This is a genomic window from Paenibacillus borealis (assembly GCF_000758665.1).
Classification (GTDB): domain Bacteria; phylum Bacillota; class Bacilli; order Paenibacillales; family Paenibacillaceae; genus Paenibacillus_AQ; species Paenibacillus_AQ borealis.
In genome coordinates this window covers 5,727,093-5,745,786 of the sequence record NZ_CP009285.1, presented here as the reverse complement: position 1 = coordinate 5,745,786, position 18,694 = coordinate 5,727,093, and the positions used below count along the sequence as shown (strand labels likewise).

The following is an 18,694-nucleotide window of genomic DNA, read 5'->3' as shown; positions in this document are numbered from 1 at the left end:
CCGTCAGCTCATGATTGTTAACGCTTACATAAGAGTATATCTGCAAACCGGGAACCAATATATGTAATCTATTTGGGTTTTATTGTCTTCATTTATGGAGTTTGGGGAAATCAGCGGTTCTCCTTAACTGCCTTGTGGAGGATGACCTGCACTGGGGCAGCTGTACTTCACGGTCAGTGATAACGGCTGTAACGGTCGTCATTCCCTGTGAAGCAGGTTGAAATGGTTAAAAATGAGGTTGTAATCCGCGATTTTTTTTCGCCGGAGAGCATGTATTATTGTAGATGAATTACTATAATTTTGAAATACATTAACGGGTGCAATGCCTGACCGGGAGGGGAGGAAGAATTCGCAGATTCGAAGATTCATAGAGGAATTCCAGTAAAGTGGATTAAGAGACATACTGTACATTCCGCTTTCCAAGGAGGAATTGCAATGCCGGGAAGAATGAAATCCCCATTCGTGAAAAGGACGCTGCTAAGCGCCGTATTCACCACAGCAGCCTTAAGTTTACTGTGGTTTGCCCAGCCCGCCTTTGCTTATGATCTGTCGAACAGCAGTTTCCAGGTCAGCACCGGTACCAACGGCGATATTACCAGCCTGAAGCTGACCGGAGATAACTTCCCCACAAACTATGTCATGAATGCGACCAATGCCCCTAACCAGAATACGGCAGACCATCAGTGGCTCGGAGAGCTGATGTTCACATACCGGCTGAATAATGGCGCCTGGACCAAAGCCTTGACCAACAAATCAGCCGACGGCCGCACACAGAGCCAGACCGGCAATACGGTCAACATCATCTATCAGAATTCCGCGAATGCCGAGGGCATCCGTAATTTCCGGGTGAATGAAAGCTACTCTCTTGTAAGCGATTACTTGCTGTGGCAGATTCAAGTGACCAACACCAGCACACAGACTCTGGAGATCGGTGATTTCGGCCTGCCGCTGCCCTTCAACGAATTCTGGACCGGTGGAGGCAATGAGCAGATTTATGAATCCAGAGTAGTCACCCAATCCTTCATCGGCAATAACAGCTCCTATGTAACCGCGCAGCGCCCCAGCGGCATCGGCCCTTCTCTCCTGCTGGTGCCGGATGCCACCACCGGCGCAGGCTTCGAGTACATGGATAACTGGCGCATCCAGGATCATGCGGGCAGCAAATGGGCGGGCGATCAAGGCGGCTGGGTGGAAGGCCTCTCGGTCTACTACATCCACTCCAATGTGATCAAGAGTACGGGGCGCGGCTACCTGCCGAACAGCAGCCTGACACTTGCCCCGGGAGCAAGCAAAACCTATGCCTTCAAATTCTTCAAATCAGCCAGTGAGCAGGCCACCAAGGACCGCCTGTACTCGGAAGGGCTGATCGATACCACGGTAGTCCCCAGTCTGGTCGTGCCAACCAATCAGACAGCCAAGTTTGACCTCCGCACGTCCAAGACCATTACTTCCGTAACTGCGCAGTATCCGTCCGAAACGACGGTGGCCTCCCTTGGAACAACGGCAGGGGATCACAAGCTGTACTCCCTGCAGATGAACCACCTCGGTCCCAACAACATCACAGTCAATTACGGCAGCGGAGAAAAGACGACCCTGCAGTTCTACGCCATTGAACCGGTAGATACGGCACTCCAGCGCCACGCCACCTTCATGGTGAACAATCAGCAGTGGAACGTGCCGGGAGATATCCGGGACAAGGCGTTCGACGACTGGATGATGCAGACTAATACGAAACGCAATAATTTTGCCGGGTACTGGGGCTGGGGGGATGACTGGGGCTATACACATGCCCAATTCCTCGCCGAGAAGAATGTCCAGAAGCCGGTAACCTCAGAGATCACCGCACTCGACCAGTATCTGGAGACCACAATCTGGACGAACCTGATGGCCGGCCATCATACCGATTACCTGGTGCCTGACTTCCTCATGGCCGCGCCGAACACCACACCGACCTACCGGGGGTATGCTTACCCGCATATCTACAATACGTATTTCAGCATGTACAAGATTTCCAAGCTGTACCCCGGCCTGATCACCTATGCACAGCCAAGCAATACTTATCTGCTGCGGGCTTATAACATTATGAAAGCGCTCTATGACGGTCCTGTAGCCTACAACTGGAATACGGGCCTGATGGGAGAGATGACTACTCCGGAGATCATCAAGGCCCTGCAGGCAGAGGGCTATACTACCCAGGCCAACGATATCATTGCCAAAATGAATACCAAATACAACAACTTTGCCAGTACAACCTATCCTTACGGCTCGGAATACAACTATGACAATACTGGCGAAGAAGCCGTGTACATGCTGGCGAAGATGAACAACAACAATACGATTAAGAGTAAAATCAACACCAAAACCCGTGCCGTCCGCGGAAAAATGCCGGTATGGTATTTCTACTCCGATCCGGTAACGATCAACGGGGAGCCCTGGTGGCAGTTCCAATACACCGCAGCGCTTGCCGGAACGGCTATGGATGACTGGGTGCGCAATAATTCCGCCACTCCGGAAGTTGAGCAGCGTTTAACCTATGCCGCCAAGCTCGCGAATCTGACCGCGATTAACTCCGGACAGATCAGCTCCGATCCGGCAGATATCGGGGCCGTATCCTGGACGTATCAAGCGATGAAGGGCAATAACGGCGCACTGGGCCTTGACGGCGGACCGCTGTTCAATGGCTGGCGCGGCATGTCCGGTGAAGCGGATCTCGGCCTGTTCGGCGCGATAAAGCTGCTGAGCTCCGATGTGGCGGTTGATCCGATCTTCGGCCTGTACGGCTATGGCTGTGAGGTTACGGAGAGCGGCGGGAATTACATCGTTACACCCAAGGACGGTGTATATCAGCGCCTGAATCTGATCACTGAGAAATGGGGCATGAGCCTGGAGCGGGACAAATACACTCTGGCTACCGTCGCCAAGGCGAAGACCAGTGCCAGCTTCACACTCAGCAATGCAACACCGGGCACAGCACATGTTACGAAGGTGGCCTTTAACGGTTTCGCCCCCGGAACCTATAACGTAACGGTGAACAATGTGGCATCCGGCAGCTTCACTGCGGTGAGCGGACAGACTGCAACCGCCAGCCTGAATATTGGCACAGGGGCTTCCTATGAGGTGAAGATTCAGCAGGGAACTGCCACCCCGGTCTCCTCCATCGTTGTCAACTACAACATGAATCAGTCTTCCGGAACAACGGTTACGGATTCCTCATACGGCTTGAACCATGCAGCACTGACAGGAACTGCCACTTGGGTTACCGGCCGCACAGGCGCAGGCAACGCGCTGAATCTCAGTGGAACGAGCGCGTATGCCTCGCTGCCGGCTGGCGTGGTCAGCCAGCTGAACGACTTTACGATCTCCGCCTGGGTTAAGATTACGGCCAATAGTGACTGGGCGAGAATCTTTGATTTCGGCACAGGAACAACCGCTAATATGTTCCTGGCGCCACAGATTGGCGGCGGCGGGATGCGCTTTGCCATCACCACCGGCGGCAACAGCACAGAGCAGCAGCTTACGGCAACTGCACCGCTGGCCACCGGAGCATGGAAGCATGTGGTTGTGAGCCTGTCCGGCACGACAGGCCGTCTCTACCTGGACGGCGTACAGGTTGCCGTCAACACAAGCATGACACTGAAGCCTTCCAGCCTGGGCAATACCACGCAGAACTATATCGGCAAATCACAATACGGTGATCCTAATCTGAACGGCGCTGTCGATGATTTCATAATCTTTAACCGTGCCCTCAGTGCTTCCGAGATTACCGCACTCTTCGGCGGGACGATGCCTGCGCTGTCGGCTTCCGCTTCTCTGGAGGAACTGGATGCGCTGCAGCCGGATTCCGGGCTTGCCCTGCCGCCGCTTGACGAAACGGATGGACAGCAGCCGGACGGCGAAGTCATTCCGCAACCGGACGGCAGTTCTCCAGAGACAGGTGCACAGGAGGTTCCTGTGACACCTGAAGAACCAGTAACACCTGAAGTGCCTGTAAGCTGACCTCTGGCAGGCTTCCCGGGAGAAATGCATGTAGTAAAGAGGGAGAACCCGGGAATTAGGGGTTCTCCCTCTTTGTTGTAAGGGAAATTATGAATGCACGCTCAGCGTTTCCGGATAAACCTGCTGCGGAAGTCTGACGGTGACAGGCCTTCCTTCTTGGAGAAGCAGGAAGAGAAATGGGAGACATGATGGAAGCCGACCTCCTCGGCAATCCGGGTCACGGACCAGGAGGTCTGCAGCAGCAGACGCTTCGATTGCTCGACACGGTAGTTCTGGAGATAAGCCATAGGCGTCATGCCGTAGGCTTTCAGCATGCTTTTGGCCAGATAGTTGGAGTGGTAATTCAATTCCTTCTGCAGCAGCGGATTGTTGATGTCCTGGGTATAGTTGCGGCGGATATAGAGCTCAATGCGTTCGGCAAGCTGGATGGCGGTAGCGTCAGAGGGGGAGGCGAGGTCGCGGTCCAGATGCTGGAGGAAGGACTGAAAGGAAGCCTGGCGCTTCCAGTTCCGCAGGGATTGCGGCTCCTGCTCCTGCTCGAAGAACAGGTTCAGCACCTCCATTGCTTTGGCTGTAATCTTCATATGCTTGGGGATGTAAATGGAACAGACGTCGGCATGATTGAGGTAGGCCTTCTGCTTATGGCTCTCAATTAAGGCGCTCTGATTGTCCAGACATTCATCCATGCTCTCACATTCCTTCCAGCTGCCGAAGGTCTGGAAATGAATCCAGATAATCTTCGTATCCCCGGTGCAGGGAGCACTGCCGTAATGATGCCCGTCCGGACGGAGAATGAGGATCTCGCCCTCCTTCAGCTGCCACTCCTTCCCGTCCTCACCGACCGGCAGGGTTCCCTTCAGCACAACGATCAAATCGAATACCCCGATGCAGTTGCGGTTGATGTGATAATCACCAGCCGTATAAGTGGCGTGTCCGCAATCTATGAAGTAAGGAATCGGAGGGGAAATGAAATGGAGTATCGGTGAGAGCATTTGATAAGCCTCCAGTAGGTTGAAATGATGAAAAATCAGGTTGGAAATCCTCGTTTTTTCTCATGATACAACATGTATTATTATAAATAAAGCGCTTTCTTTAAAGTTGGAAAGATGAAAAGAAAAGGCTTGGCAATAATGATGAAGCCTGAGAGGAGCGTTCCATATAATGAATGAAATCACCACGGCCGCATCCGGCAAGGTTCAGATTCAAGATGTGTTCTGGTCGGAATATATCCGTCTGGTCCGCGAAGTTATGGTTCCTTATCAGTGGGAAGCGCTGAACGACCGTATTGAGGGGGCGGCCCCCAGCCATGCGATCCGCAATTTCAAGATTGCCGCCGGACGGGAGGAGGGCGGGTTCTACGGAATGGTCTTTCAGGACAGCGACGTCGGCAAATGGCTCGAAGCGGTTGCTTATCTGCTGGAGACACAGCGCGATTCCGCGCTTGAGGACATTGCCGATGAGGTGATTGAACTCCTGATTGCCGCCCAGAGAGCGGATGGTTATCTGAACACCTACTTTCTGCTGAAGGAGCCGGGACGGGAATGGAGCAATCTGGCGGAATGCCATGAATTATATTGTGCCGGACATCTGATTGAAGCTGCAACAGCCTATTACCGGGCCACCGGGAAAAGAAAGCTGCTGGATGCGGTCAGCCGCTATGCCGATTACATCGCTTCCGTATTCGGAACCGGGCCCGGCAAGCTGCACGGGTATGACGGGCATCAGGAGATCGAGCTGGCACTCGTGAAATTATTCCATGCTACCGGGGAGAAGAAGTATCTGGAGCTGGGGCGTTATTTCCTGGAGCAGCGGGGGCAGCAGCCGCATTATTTCGAAGAGGAATGGGAGCGGCGCGGCCGTACCCTGCATTTCCCGGAGCTCTCTATGGTGCATGACCATCTTTACAGCCAGTCCCATCTTCCGGTCAGAGAGCAGGCCACGGCTGAGGGGCACGCGGTCCGCCTGGTCTATATGTGTACGGCGATGGCTGATATCGCCCTGGAGACGAAGGACGCAGGGCTGCTCGCCGCCTGCCGGAAGCTGTGGGATAACATCGTGAATAGAAGGATGTACATTACGGGCGGCATCGGGTCCATGGAACAAGGCGAATCCTTCACGGCTGATTATGATTTACCGCCTGATCTGGCGTATGCCGAGACCTGTGCTTCTGTGGGGCTGATCTTTTTTGCCCGGCGTATGCTGGCACTGGATCATCACCGCAAATATGCGGATGTGCTGGAAAGAGCACTCTATAATACCGTGATCAGCGGCATGTCGCTGGATGGAACCAGGTTCTTCTATGTGAATCCGCTGGAAGTGTATCCGGAAGTTCTGGGTAAGAACAAGAACTATAAGCATGTAAAAGCAGAGCGCCAAGGCTGGTTCACCTGTGCCTGCTGCCCGCCCAATGTCGCTCGTCTGCTGGCCTCGCTTGGAGATTACATGTATTCGGCGCAAGGTGATACCTTGTATGTTGAGCTCTATATCGGCGGGCAGCTGGAAACGGTGATAAACGGCTTGCCGTTACGGCTCGAACAGCATTCGAGCTACGGCACGGATGGCAATGTCCGCTTTGTGGTCGATCCGGAGCAGGAGCGGGAATTCACCATCGCCCTGCGCCTGCCGGATTGGAGTAATGAAGCGATAGTGTCGATTAACGGCCAGGCCAATACATATAGCGGCGGAAGTGCTGACGGGTATATTCATCTCACCCGCAGCTGGGCGTCCGGCGATGCCATTGAGGTGTGCTTTGCGATGCCGGTGCAGCGGATGAAGGGACATCCGCATATCCGCCAGACTTTCTCCAAAGTCGCCCTGCAGCGCGGTCCGTTCGTCTATTGTCTGGAGGAGGCAGATAACGGTAAGCGGCTGTACCAGCTGCGCCTGGCTGCCGGGCGAGCCTATACTCTTGCCGGAGAGCCGGGATTCCCGGCGGGCATTCAGACGCTGAGCGTCGCGGGGATCAGGGCACAGCCGGAAGGAGAGTGGCCAGCGGAGGGATTGTACAGCAGCGGAGCATCCTGGACCGGCCGGGAAGTGCAGCTGAAATTCATCCCTTACTTTGCCTGGGCCAACCGCGGAGCTGGTGAAATGTCCGTCTGGATTGAGGAGGAAGCTGGCAGATAAGCGGGTATAACATTCCTGCTGCCGCAGAACAGAATTTAACCGGTGTAGCTTAAGAGAGGAATCAGAGTAACTAGAATAGTCATAGTAACCAGAGTAACCAGAGTAACCAGAGTAATCAGAGGTGTCCCCAGAGCCATAACATGGCTGGACGGGGCATCTCTTTTTGTAAGGCACCCGTCACACTGCAGCGTTCCATCAGCGGCAGCACCTTTGCGGACTGGAGGGCCGTTATTTTAACAAATCAGGCCTTGAGGTTGTTCGTGTGCACTCAGCCGGCTAATCTGCTCCTCACGAATATTATTTTAAATTTACAAATATGAATTTTTATATGATAATATAACGATACGTATCGTTTCGTTTATTCATAAGCATGATTTGCAATTCAGGGGGTGAAACCAATGAACACGGACATAAACATAACTATGAAGCACAAGGAAGCCCGGAGTAAGAGGGGGATTCTTGAGGCAACGATTGAGATGCTGGCAGTAAACAGCTATTCCTCTTTAACCATTGAGGCGGTTGCGTCACAGGCCGGAGTAGGCAAATCAACCATTTATAGATGGTGGAACAATAAAGCGCGTCTTGTACTGGATGCGTTTCTCATGACCGCGGAATCCGGGTTTGAGTTTGACGGCAACAGACCGGTTCAGGATAACTTTAGGCAGCAGCTTGAAGCTTTGGCACGTATACTTAACAGCCCGATCGGGAAGTCCACTTTAACGATTGTTACGGAGAACGATGAGATTGCCGAAGACTTTTACAACCTATTCTTAATCACCAAGCGAAATACAGCCAAACAAGCGCTCCAGGCAGCGATCGATAAAGGTGAAGTCAAACCGGCGGTTAACCTGGATGTCGCCCTGGACCTGCTCTATGGTCCCATTTACTTTCAGATTCTGATCTATAAAAAAATCCCGGATGAGGATTACATCAACGATCTGTTGATCCATGTGATGAATGGAATCGCTGCTGCGGCAAATTAAAAAAACTATTAAACCGGGGAGCTTTACTTCATGAATCAGACGATAAGCAAGCAGAGCGGCAATCCAAGCTACTCTTTAATGACGGTCATTTTATTCTGGTGCGGATTGGTCATCTTAACCAGCATGTATATCACAATTCCTTTGGCCGATGTATTTACGCAGGCCTTCCAGATCAGCCCGGGTGAGGCCGCCTGGATCGGAAGTTCGTTCTCACTCTGTTATGCGCTGGGTTGTCTGCTCTACGGGCCGTTCTCTGACAGATACGGACGTAAAGTATTCCTGGCCGCGAGTATTGTCGGGTTAACTTTAGTTACTGTTGCGATCGGGTTTGTGGATAGCTTCTACGGGCTGATTGTCCTCAGAGGGGTCCAGGGGCTTATTGCTGCTGCATTCGCGCCGATTTCACTTGTGTACGCCGGGGAAATGTTTCCTCCCCATAAAAGACTTACAGCCCTCGGGTTTATAAGCTCCGGGCTGCTGATGGCAGGGATCGTAGGCCAGGTGTTTAGCGGGCTGGTGAACGAATATTGGGGCTGGCACGAAATTTTCTTCATTCTCGGAGTGGTGTACGGGATTACGGCAGTCATTGTCATTCGCTTTCTCCCGAAGGATGAATTGCACCGGCCGAAAGAAAATGTGCTGCTAAAGTTCAAGCAGATGGCCGGTCTGCTCAAACAAACACAGCTGCTGCTGGCTTTTGCCATAACCTTCGTGCTGCTGCTATCCTTGGTCGGGATGTACACCGTATTAGGAAGTTACTTAAGCTCAGCCAAGTTCGGGCTCTCCGCACAGACAATCCTTTCGATTCGTGCAGCGGGGATCGCCGGGATGCTGTTATCGCCCTTCTCGGGAAGAATTGCCCAAAGGCTGGGGATGGCCGCCGTTCTGCGGGGCGGATTAGCTTTAGGTTCAGTAGGGTTGCTTGCTTTAGGCTTGAACCCGGGCCTGCCGGTTATTGTCCTGATGAGTGTTATTTTTGTGGCGGGGATTGCCCTGGTAACTCCCGTTGTCATTTCTATCGTCAGCCAGCTGGGCGGGAGCGCGCGCGGGTCTGCGATTTCATTCAACGCCTTTATTCTGTTCTTAGGCGCCAGCACGGGACCTCTATTAGCCCTGAAATTATTAAAGACGGAGAACTATCCGCTCTCCTTCGGGATCTTGGGGGCGATTATTTTCGCCGGGTTCCTGGTTTCTCTTCTTTTAAAGCTACCCTCAAGAGGGCCTGTCAAAAGTGAACAGGTATCTGCTGTACCGGCAGAGTAATAGTTACGGCGCGAAGGCATGCGATGATTCAATCGTATGCCTTTTAAGCATATTTTCTTAAACATGCAGCTGTAGCTTGACGTTATACCTCGGGTAAGCTATTATCTATTTAAATGTCAGTAAGTACTGACAGTCATATGTGGCCATAGAAATGAGGCGAACAAATGCAAACGAACGACAACACGCAATCAAACGGTAACATGAGAGCAAATCATGGAATGCCATTAATGCGTATTCTTGTTTTTACACTGATCATCTCCGTGATGAATGGAACGATGTTTAATGTGGTTCTTCCGGTGATCAGCAGACAGTTTCAACTATCCCCATCGCAGGTGAGCTGGATCGTGACCGGTTATTTGATAGTGTACGCTATTGGTACAGTAACCTTCGGCAAACTGACGGACAAATACAGCTTGAAGAATCTGCTGACGTTCGGTCTATTGTTTCTTTCTGCCGGTTCCATAGTAGGGCTTCTGGCTACCGAGTATTGGATGATGATCGCCGCCCGTATATTGCAGGCGGTTGGAGCATCGGTCATTCCTGCGCTGGCCATGATCATTCCCATCCGTTATTTTGCACCTGAAAAGCGCGGCCGGATGTTAGGCATCAATGTGATCGGGACTTCTCTTGGCGCTGCACTGGGCCCGATTATTGCCGGCTTCGTATCCACCGCCTGGAACTGGCAGGTGCTGTTTGTGATTCCCCTGCTGTCGCTGTTTACGCTGCCGTTTTACCGCAAATATCTGGATGACGAGAAGGGCAGCGACAGCACCATTGATATCATCGGCGGAGTTCTGCTGGCAGGAACCATTGCTGCCTTATTGCTCGCGTTGACTAACGGAGGGAGAGGGTATGCTCTGGCAGGGGGTGTTATGCTGATCCTGTTCATGGTGCGTATCCGTTATGCTGCTGATCCGTTCGTCAAACCTTCTGTGTTCCGCAACAGACCGTTTACCTTCGGTTTAGCAATATATTTTGTGATGGCTGCTATAGGCTTCGGGACTCCGTTCACTACGCCTCAAATGCTATCCCAGGTAAACCAGCTCTCACCAGCCGTTACGGGGATCGTTATGCTGCCGTCGGCCCTTGTAACTGCATTTATGGGACGCAAAGGGGGCAAGCTGGCGGATGAGAAAGGCAATCCATTTCTGCTATATACAGCGGCCAGCATTCTAATCTTTGGTTTCTTATGCTTGTCTTCTGTTGTGGGTATGTCACCGGTCTTTATCTCAATCTTTCTTATCTTCAGTGTTCTTGGTCAAGCATTTATGCAGATTGCTTTGACGAATACCGTTTCACAGACGCTGCCGAAGGAGCAAATCGGAATTGGGATGGGCCTCTTGTCCATGTTTAATTTCATAGCCGGGGCAGTCTCTGCAGCAGTCTTCGGGAAGATTCTGGATTCCGGTACAACAACTATTCATCTAAATCCGGTCCCGGGCAATAGCACTGCTTTTATTTACAGTAATATTTTCCTTGCGCTTGCGTTATTGGTTGCGGTAATGGTCTTGCTCTACTTCATTCAATTCGGGCGCAGTGCTAAAATACAAAGCGGAGGTGGATTAAGTGAGCGAAGACAGCAGTATAAGCAACAGTGACAAATTGCTGCTCGCAGCAATCGATTTAATCGCAAGCAAGGGTTATAAAGGGGTAACCACCCAGGAAATAGCTGCCGCAGCCGGATTCAGTGAGAAAACATTGTTCCGCCACTTTGGAAGTAAACAGAACCTGCTCGAAGCTGCCTTTGACCGCTTTCATTATGCTGAAGAAATGACCAGGCTGTTTGATGAAAAGCTGATCTGGGATTTACAGACAGACTTGCTGCTGATCAGCCGGACCTACCATGAAATCATGAACCGCAACCGGAAGATGATTATGATCAGCATGAAAGAAGCGGATAATTTACCGGGGTTCAGTGAAAGAACATTGAAGCATCCCAGACAATTTATAAGGATTTTGACGAATTATTTCACGGTGATGTCCGGAAAGGGGAAGCTGGCCGATGTCAATCCGGAAATTCAGGCCTATTCCTTCATCTCGATGAATTACGGGGTATTCGCCAATACCTTGGATATTGGTACAATCTCACTTGAGGCATTCATTACGGAGAGTGTGCAGACCTTTACCAGAGGGTTAACCCCTTAAAGTAGAGGCTTTACGATAATAGAAGGCCGGTTACCTGACAGAGGGAGCCGGCCTTTTGTGCTATACATTATATTTTTGAGACATATAACTAAAATTCTGCAACCCTGACTGAAATTTGCTGCCTTATGAATTCAAATATGATGAAATATAATTGAGATAACAGGAGCGGTTGAAGAAAAGGGGCGGGAGATGGCCAGGGTTAGGAGCACAGCAGAGAAGCTAATGAGGTGGTTTGCGGATCTGTCCATTCAAATTAAGCTAATCGGGGCTTATATCTTGATTATTCTGGTTCCGGTTATTATAATCTCTAACTATTTGTTTACCGGGTTCTATCAGAATACGATTAAAGACATCATTCAGGAGAACCGTTACCAGACCGATAATGAGAAACAAGAGATTATGAGCAAGATCGAGGTCATGGAGCAGTCAATCGGGTTACTGGTTTCGGATCGGCAGCTGAGGGAGTATGTAACTGTTGAATCGGAGCCCGAGTTGGAGGATATCAAGCGGTTCCAAGAGTATTCTCTGACCTTTTTGCAAAGTGTGCTGTTTAATAATTCGGATATCGCGGGTATCCGTTTCTTCGTGAATAATCCATGGATCAGTGAGCTCTGGCCGATCATTTATCATGAAGAGAGGATTAAGGACAGCCCCTTTTATACTAAAATGATGAATCAAAATGGAAACATTCTATGGGAAATTCAATCGGAAGATACACTATTACAGGTACAGGACAGCAACGCTGCTGTGAACCAAAGCTCAAGCTCTATAGTCTCCTTGATGGCGGGAGTTAATCAGATTAACAGCCAGAATCTTATCCAGCATCTTGGAATCATCAAAGTCGATATGCCCATCGGGAATTTCTTCAAAAAGGCTTATAACAACAGCAGTGACCGGGTTTCCCGGTTTTACATACTTGATCAGCAGGGCAACCTGCATGCCAACAACACAGACCCGCTACCGGAATTGGATGAAGCTGATATTCAGCAGGCCGTCGCTAAGTACCAGCAAGCAGGCAAGTCATCATTGCTGCTCTCCCGTAAGGGGGAGGATTTCCTATACCTCGTGGAACATATCGATAAAATAAATGCAGAGCTTATCAATGTGATTTCATTACAGACTACATATTCCAAGATAGATCAAACCCGAAACACCGTCATTGTGGTCATTCTAATCCTGCTGATACTTCTGGCCATTACAACCTTCTTCATGCAGTCCATCATACTGAACAAACTGAATATTTTGCGGGAATCCATGAAACAAGTACGCAGCGGCGATTTTGGCGTAGACATTGATGTCAGAGGCGGTGATGAGATCGGAGAGCTGGCCCATCATTTCCGGCAGATGCTGAATACGATCAATGAAATGATAGCCGATGCGGTAAAGCGCAGCGCAGCCACGAAAGAAGCCGAGCTCCAGGCATTGCACAATCAGATTGATGCCCATTTTTTATACAACACCCTGGAAAATTTGAAGATGCTTGCAGAAGTCGAAGGACAATACACCGTATCGGATGCGCTCACTTCCCTGGGCAGTATTATGCGTTACAATCTCAGATGGTCCAGTGACAGGGTGCAGCTGAGAGATGAAGTGGGTCATATTCAGCATTACGTAACGATCATGAATATCCGTTATGACGAGAAGCTGAAACTGGTGATTGAGGTGGAGGACAGATTTCGGGATCATGAATTATTAAAGATGTCCCTGCAGCCTATTGTGGAGAATGCCTTGAAGCACGGGGTATATTCCGCTTTGATGAAGGGTGACGGCCTGGTTGTGGCTATACGGGCTTTTGAAGAAGGCGGTTTCTTCTATATAGAGGTGACTGACAACGGTATCGGAATTGCCGGGGATAAGCTACAGGAGCTGAATCGCAAGCTGATCATGAGCGACGAGGAATTCTATGCATTGCCCGGGGAGACGACGGAGACGGCGGAGCTGAATAAGCGGAGCGGCGGCATCGGGCTGCGAAATGTGAATCAGCGGATTCAGATGGTGTACGGGGAGGAGTATGGACTCCGGATAGAGAGCAAGCGGGGAAGCTATACCCAAGTAACCGTGAAGCTGCCTTTATTAACATCAGGTAGAGGAGGAACACAGATTATATGAGAAAGCTCCTGATTGTGGATGATGAAAAGAATATCCGCCGCGGGCTTCAGGCCATGATTGAGCGGGAATATAAAGATGTCTATGACATCCGTTTGGCCTGTGATGCATTTGAGGCGCTGGACATACTGAAATCTGAGAATATAGACCTTCTGATTACGGATATCCGTATGCCGGAGATGGATGGGATCGGATTAATAAAATCGATTCAAGACTTCAATCTGAAGCCAGTAATTGTGATTGTCAGCGGCTATGATGATTTCTCTTATGCCAAAGCGGCTATCCGCTATGAAGTGAAGGAATATCTGCTCAAACCGGTGATCCGCGAGGAATTGGCTGCTGCAATTAAGCGCGCTGAAGAGGAGCTTGTACGAAGAGCGGAAGTGATAGATGCACTGTCCGCGTCCTCTGAGCAGCGGGAGGAGTACATGGAGAGCCAGCTGAATTACTACGCGGGCTATCCTTCAGCTGAGGCGGAAGAGGTTAGAGAGCGGCTGGCCCAGCTGGAGCTGGACTGGATGGATCACGGTTTTCATACAGTGATAATCAAATATGCCGGGGATGTGCAGGCAATAGGGACGATTACCTTTAAGGCGCAGATTCATGCGTTAATAGAACAGCTTCAGCCCGCATTTCATTTTCGCTTCGTGCGGTTTTTTGACCGAAATTCGCATGCTGTTATCCTGACGGAGGGCGCGCTTGCTGCACCGATTATAACCGGACAGCTGATGCAGGCTGATTCTCACCTGAACATCGCCGTAAGCGGGCTGAATTATGGGATGGAGAAGCTCTACTCTGCTTATGAGGAGGCGGCTGTTTCTTTGAAGCATACTTTCATGCTGCCCGCACCCGGAATCGTAACATTCGAGGAGATTTGCCTTAAGGATAGCGGCTATCAGGTACCTGTAGATACAATCAAAAGGGTTGCGAATATGCTGGGTTCAGGGCGTGAGACGGAGATGCTGAGGCTGCTTCATGAAATATTGGACGCTGCGGATATCAGCCCGAAGAATATCGGGTATCTTGAGGGAATCAGCAGAGCCCTGAACGAAATTGTATTTAATCAATCCATTCAATTGTATGGTAAAGAAGAATCAGCGGAAATGCTGCAACGGTACAATAAGGTAAGCGATTTATATCAGTTCAGCTGTTTCCAAGACTATTACCGTGAAGCAGAGAGCTTGTTCCTGCTGCTGGATGACTACCTCCATACCTTGAAATCCGTGCAGATGGATAATAAAGAAATGAAGAAGGCACTCCAGTACATTCAAGAGAACTATGCACAGAATATTAATATGACCATTATTTCTAATCTAGTATCCTTTAACTATTCTTATTTCAGCCAGGCTTTCCGGGAATATACGGGAGAGAATTTTGTGAACTATTTGAAGAAGTACCGGATCGGTAAGGCCAAGCAGCTGCTTCAAACCACAGATGATATGATTTACGAGATCGCCAAGAATTCCGGGTTTGAGAACACGAAGAACTTCAACCGGGTATTTAAAGAAAGTGAAGGTGTGAGTCCGGTAGAATACCGTAATCAGCAAAAAGTATTGTCTGCGCCAAAAGATCAATAGCCGGAGTGTTAACATCCCTTACTCTTTCAATTCAATGGTTATCCCTTAAATTTATGGAAGATAAATCCGATAAAGAAGAAATCTGTATAACATTAATGGATATATATTGACAAGGAAGCAGGGATGATATTGTCTTCCGCAAGACTTATATTTAACGAGGATGAAGTCCAGCGCCTGCAGACCAGAATAGGCCAGGTAAGCCAGGACACCAACCGGCTGTATTTGCAGCTGAAGGGCCAGTCCAGCGGCTGGGGCGGAATTCCCCTGGGAGACCACCTGGTGAAGGCCCAGGTCATGATCAATGAATTAACCGTAGAAGCGGAGAAATTGGAGGATATCATCCGGACCGCCCTGAAAGGAGTCGCAGGACTGCAGGAGGAGAATAAACGGCAGGCTGACAAGCTTACGCAGCAGTTTAGTCTTCTCACGGGTGCATTCGGAAGCTTTGGGACGCCAAATGCCGCTGGCCGGGTTTCCATTCCAGCCTTTGTGCAGAAGAGTGTAGCGTATCTGATCACTTCTGTTACCGTCCTGCTGGGAAAGGATGAGCTGAATAACGATCCGGCAGTGCAGAAGCTGCGGAATATCATCCAAACGTCCGGGCTTTTGACCGTAGAGGGTATTGCGGCCCTAAGCAAGCTGAAGGATATCTTCGCGGCGCGGGATGGGATCGCGAAGGCGCAGATGGCCTTCAAGGTCTATGAAGCGTTCGGCAACAAGACGCAGATGGAGGCCGTCCACGCGCAGGCCGAAGAAGCACGCCGGAAGCTGGCGTCCCTGGGTGTAGGCAAGGTCCAATATGAAGCAGGGAAAGATCTAAGCGGCTATTTCAAGCAGCCGGCTGTCAAAGCCTGCGATTATGATCCGTCGATCACGGCGGAGAGTGTACCGCTCATACATAATGAAGAATATCTCCTGCTGCTGCGGCTGGCGATGGAGAAGAGTGCTGCTGGGAACTATGCGCGAAGCCAGCTGGAAGTGAAGCGGGAGGAGATCAGGATCGCTGAGGCTGTGAGGCAGGTCCAGGAGCAGATCGAAGCTGCAAGACGGCTGAACGGTCCGCCGCTGGAACTGCCGGACGGCACTCCGATTACCGCTAGCAACAAAAGAAATGAGACGACCTTTAACTATTATATGGAGCGGATTTCTGATCCCAAAGTAACCAATCAGGTGCTGGCCTATGAAATGTGGCTGGAAGACACGTACGGTATGACGGCATGGCGGAAAAAAGTCGTACAAGCGGACGCGGTAGTAAGAGCTTTTGGGGAAGGCTTGATCACAGAGGTCGTCATGGGTGTGGCGGATACGGCTACGTTTGCCTTCAACGTTGTGGTTCACCCGGTCAAAACAACAACGGAAATGAAGAATCAAGCGGTGTATATCATGGAGCATCCGGAAGTACTGGTGGAAGCGGCCAAGATGGCGTATCATAATTTTGACGAAGGAACGCCGGAAGAGAAGGCAGCGATGCTGGGCTCGGTAGCGTCCATCCTGGTTCCGGGACTGCAGGTCACCAAAATCGGAAAAGCCGGGAAAGTGTTCAGCGGGGTGGAAGACGTCGTCAGCCAGGCGGCGAAAGATGCCCTTAAAGGGATCAAGCAGAAGCTCCCGGATCTGGGTCCGGTATTGCAGACACCGGAAGGGCTGGCCTTCAAGGCAGGGGAGATACCCGATGCCCCAGCGTTGCCGAAGACATCCGTGCAGCAGCAATATATTGATGCGATGGATGAAATGGGTGGTGGCGGGAGTAGGATTGAGGGGCCGGGTGAAGTACCTGAAAAGACTTTTGCTGATAATCCTTTTGATGATACAGGGAAACTTATACCTAATGCGAAGTATAAGGCAGGTGAGCACCAATATAATTATGAAACAGATCAGTTGGGTAGAATTGAAAAGTTTAGTACGGATGAGCTAAAATTAACGGCAAGAGATGAAAGGTTACCGCATGATGCAAATACACCGGGCAAAGTAACTGGAGACCATGCAGGTCATTTGGCAGGAGACAGATTTGGAGGGTCACCAGAGATTGATAACCTTGTATCTCAGTCAAGTAATGTGAATTTGAGTAAGTATAAAAAAATTGAAAATCAGTGGGCGGCAGCAATAAAGGAAGGAAAGCAAGTAAAAGTAAATGTTGAAGTGAAATATGAGGGAGATGACTTACGACCATCTAAATTTATTATAGATTACGAGATAGATGGAGAATTTTTTTCTAAGGATTTATTGAATTGAAAGGATGATCAATCAATGAATAAGGTATTTGAAGATTTTTTTAGTGAATTGCAAGCGGATATGGTCTCTATATGTTTGGAGTATGTTAGTAATAATGCTGATACAATATTTATCTATTGCTCATTTGAGGAAAAGGTCATTTCCAGTGATTTTTTCTTCTTGATTAATGGGAAAGTTGTTAGAAAAAACAAATTAAATGATGCTTTGGAAAAAGATGAAAATGAATTTCAATATAATACATCTGTAGACCGGCAAAGAGGAGTAATGAGAATAATAAATGGAGACATCGAAAAAATATATAAATTATGCAATGAGTACAACAGAGAAATGCCAACTGAAATTAAACTAGTTTACAAAGTAGATAAGAATAGTCTTAATGCTGAATATAAATATGATTTGATACATACTAATGATCCTGTTAAAACTGCAGATGACATTTCTATGGAATGGTTTGAACAAATTAAAATGGGACTAACTAATAATAAAGTCTGAACCCAATGATTTTGTTTCTTTTTTGGAAGTGATTAACGTTGGTCACCGAACTGCCTAATTGCAAATGAAACAGAAATTATGTTCGTTCAATTAGGAGGAAGAGTCAAGTTATGACCTAAGTCAAGTACTTGAAGTATTCTTTTATGATGAAGAAAGTATCGCTATTCTATTACACAGGACAGGTCGATTATGGTCAGATGCCCCCATGATTGACTTGTTTTTGTTGTTTTCGTTTCTCATCGGGGTTCGGCAGTACCAGTTTAGAAAAAAGATAATATTCATCCTTAATGGTTTTATTAAGACCGAGGACAACAGATTTGTTAATCAAGCAAAGATACTACAATTGAGTTTTTCGGAGAAATGTCAATATTGCTTTGATGGTAGATGGTGAAGAAGATGGAGAATTTAGTGAAAAACAGTATGCTTCATATAATACTTTGAAAGAAAATTGGAGGGCTATTCAGCAAAGTATTCTGAAACAAATTTTAGACTATTACAAACCGAAGCGATCTGAACTTGGGTATGACGTTTCATATAATGAAAAGTACCCTTTAATTGAATCCAATGATAAACTTCTCGAAAGTATCATGTTAGTTGGAATTTTTGTACCATCTGCAAGACGATTTGAAGGCAGATATATTGGACTGACATTTGACTGTACATGGGATCAGGAAAATGGCCTGGGACTTCGTTTATTGGATGAAGCTGTAATTGATGTTGGATATCAGGATGTTGTAATTTAGCAGCAAAATAATCGGAATGGGGAGCATCTAT

At 49.1% G+C, this 18,694-nt stretch carries 11 protein-coding genes and 1 pseudogene; 11 read left to right on the top strand and 1 reads right to left on the bottom strand.

What is annotated here, in order from left to right; all coding sequences use genetic code 11:
- The first annotated feature begins 435 nt into the window (after positions 1-435).
- A complete protein-coding gene (locus tag PBOR_RS24625) occupies positions 436-3,996 on the top strand; it encodes a DUF5695 domain-containing protein (protein ID WP_081972167.1) in 3,561 nt (1,186 codons plus the stop codon).
- A gap of 101 nt (positions 3,997-4,097) precedes the next feature.
- Here the strand turns inward: PBOR_RS24625 and PBOR_RS24620 are convergent, their stop codons facing one another.
- Positions 4,098-4,988, bottom strand: a complete 891-nt coding sequence (locus PBOR_RS24620) for an AraC family transcriptional regulator (protein WP_042216250.1) — start codon at positions 4,986-4,988, stop codon at positions 4,098-4,100.
- 169 nt (positions 4,989-5,157) lie between these two features.
- Here PBOR_RS24620 and PBOR_RS24615 point away from each other — a divergent pair, with 169 nt between their 5' ends.
- The 10 genes and pseudogenes from PBOR_RS24615 to PBOR_RS24570 all read left to right on the top strand — a co-directional run.
- Entirely contained in the window at positions 5,158-7,122 is a 1,965-nt protein-coding gene (locus tag PBOR_RS24615) for a glycoside hydrolase family 127 protein (RefSeq protein ID WP_042216248.1), read from the top strand.
- 398 nt (positions 7,123-7,520) lie between these two features.
- Positions 7,521-8,105, top strand: a complete 585-nt coding sequence (locus PBOR_RS24610) for a TetR/AcrR family transcriptional regulator (RefSeq protein ID WP_052429627.1) — start codon at positions 7,521-7,523, stop codon at positions 8,103-8,105.
- A gap of 30 nt (positions 8,106-8,135) precedes the next feature.
- A complete protein-coding gene (locus PBOR_RS24605; RefSeq protein ID WP_042216247.1) occupies positions 8,136-9,368 on the top strand; it encodes an MFS transporter in 1,233 nt (410 codons plus the stop codon).
- 200 nt (positions 9,369-9,568) lie between these two features.
- The gene (locus PBOR_RS24600) at positions 9,569-10,966 is read left to right on the top strand and encodes an MFS transporter (RefSeq protein ID WP_042219876.1); all 1,398 of its coding nucleotides are present in this window, start codon (positions 9,569-9,571) and stop codon (positions 10,964-10,966) included.
- Positions 10,935-11,513, top strand: a complete 579-nt coding sequence (locus tag PBOR_RS24595; RefSeq protein WP_042216244.1) for a TetR/AcrR family transcriptional regulator — start codon at positions 10,935-10,937, stop codon at positions 11,511-11,513. Before PBOR_RS24600 ends, PBOR_RS24595 begins: the two co-directional genes overlap by 32 nt.
- A gap of 222 nt (positions 11,514-11,735) precedes the next feature.
- Positions 11,736-13,622, top strand: coding sequence for a sensor histidine kinase (locus PBOR_RS24590; protein WP_052429626.1), 1,887 nt, complete (start codon positions 11,736-11,738; stop codon positions 13,620-13,622).
- Entirely contained in the window at positions 13,619-15,196 is a 1,578-nt protein-coding gene (locus PBOR_RS24585) for a response regulator transcription factor (protein WP_042216240.1), read from the top strand. Before PBOR_RS24590 ends, PBOR_RS24585 begins: the two co-directional genes overlap by 4 nt.
- Positions 15,197-15,325: 129 nt before the next feature.
- Positions 15,326-17,428, top strand: a complete 2,103-nt coding sequence (locus PBOR_RS38165; protein ID WP_245647893.1) for a DNA/RNA non-specific endonuclease — start codon at positions 15,326-15,328, stop codon at positions 17,426-17,428.
- Between the two features lie 15 nt (positions 17,429-17,443).
- Positions 17,444-17,920, top strand: coding sequence for a hypothetical protein (locus tag PBOR_RS24575; protein WP_039310794.1), 477 nt, complete (start codon positions 17,444-17,446; stop codon positions 17,918-17,920).
- Positions 17,921-18,247: 327 nt separating this feature from the next.
- Positions 18,248-18,663: pseudogene (locus tag PBOR_RS24570) on the top strand (DUF6985 domain-containing protein); the annotation flags it as partial.
- Between the last annotated feature and the right edge of the window lie 31 nt (positions 18,664-18,694).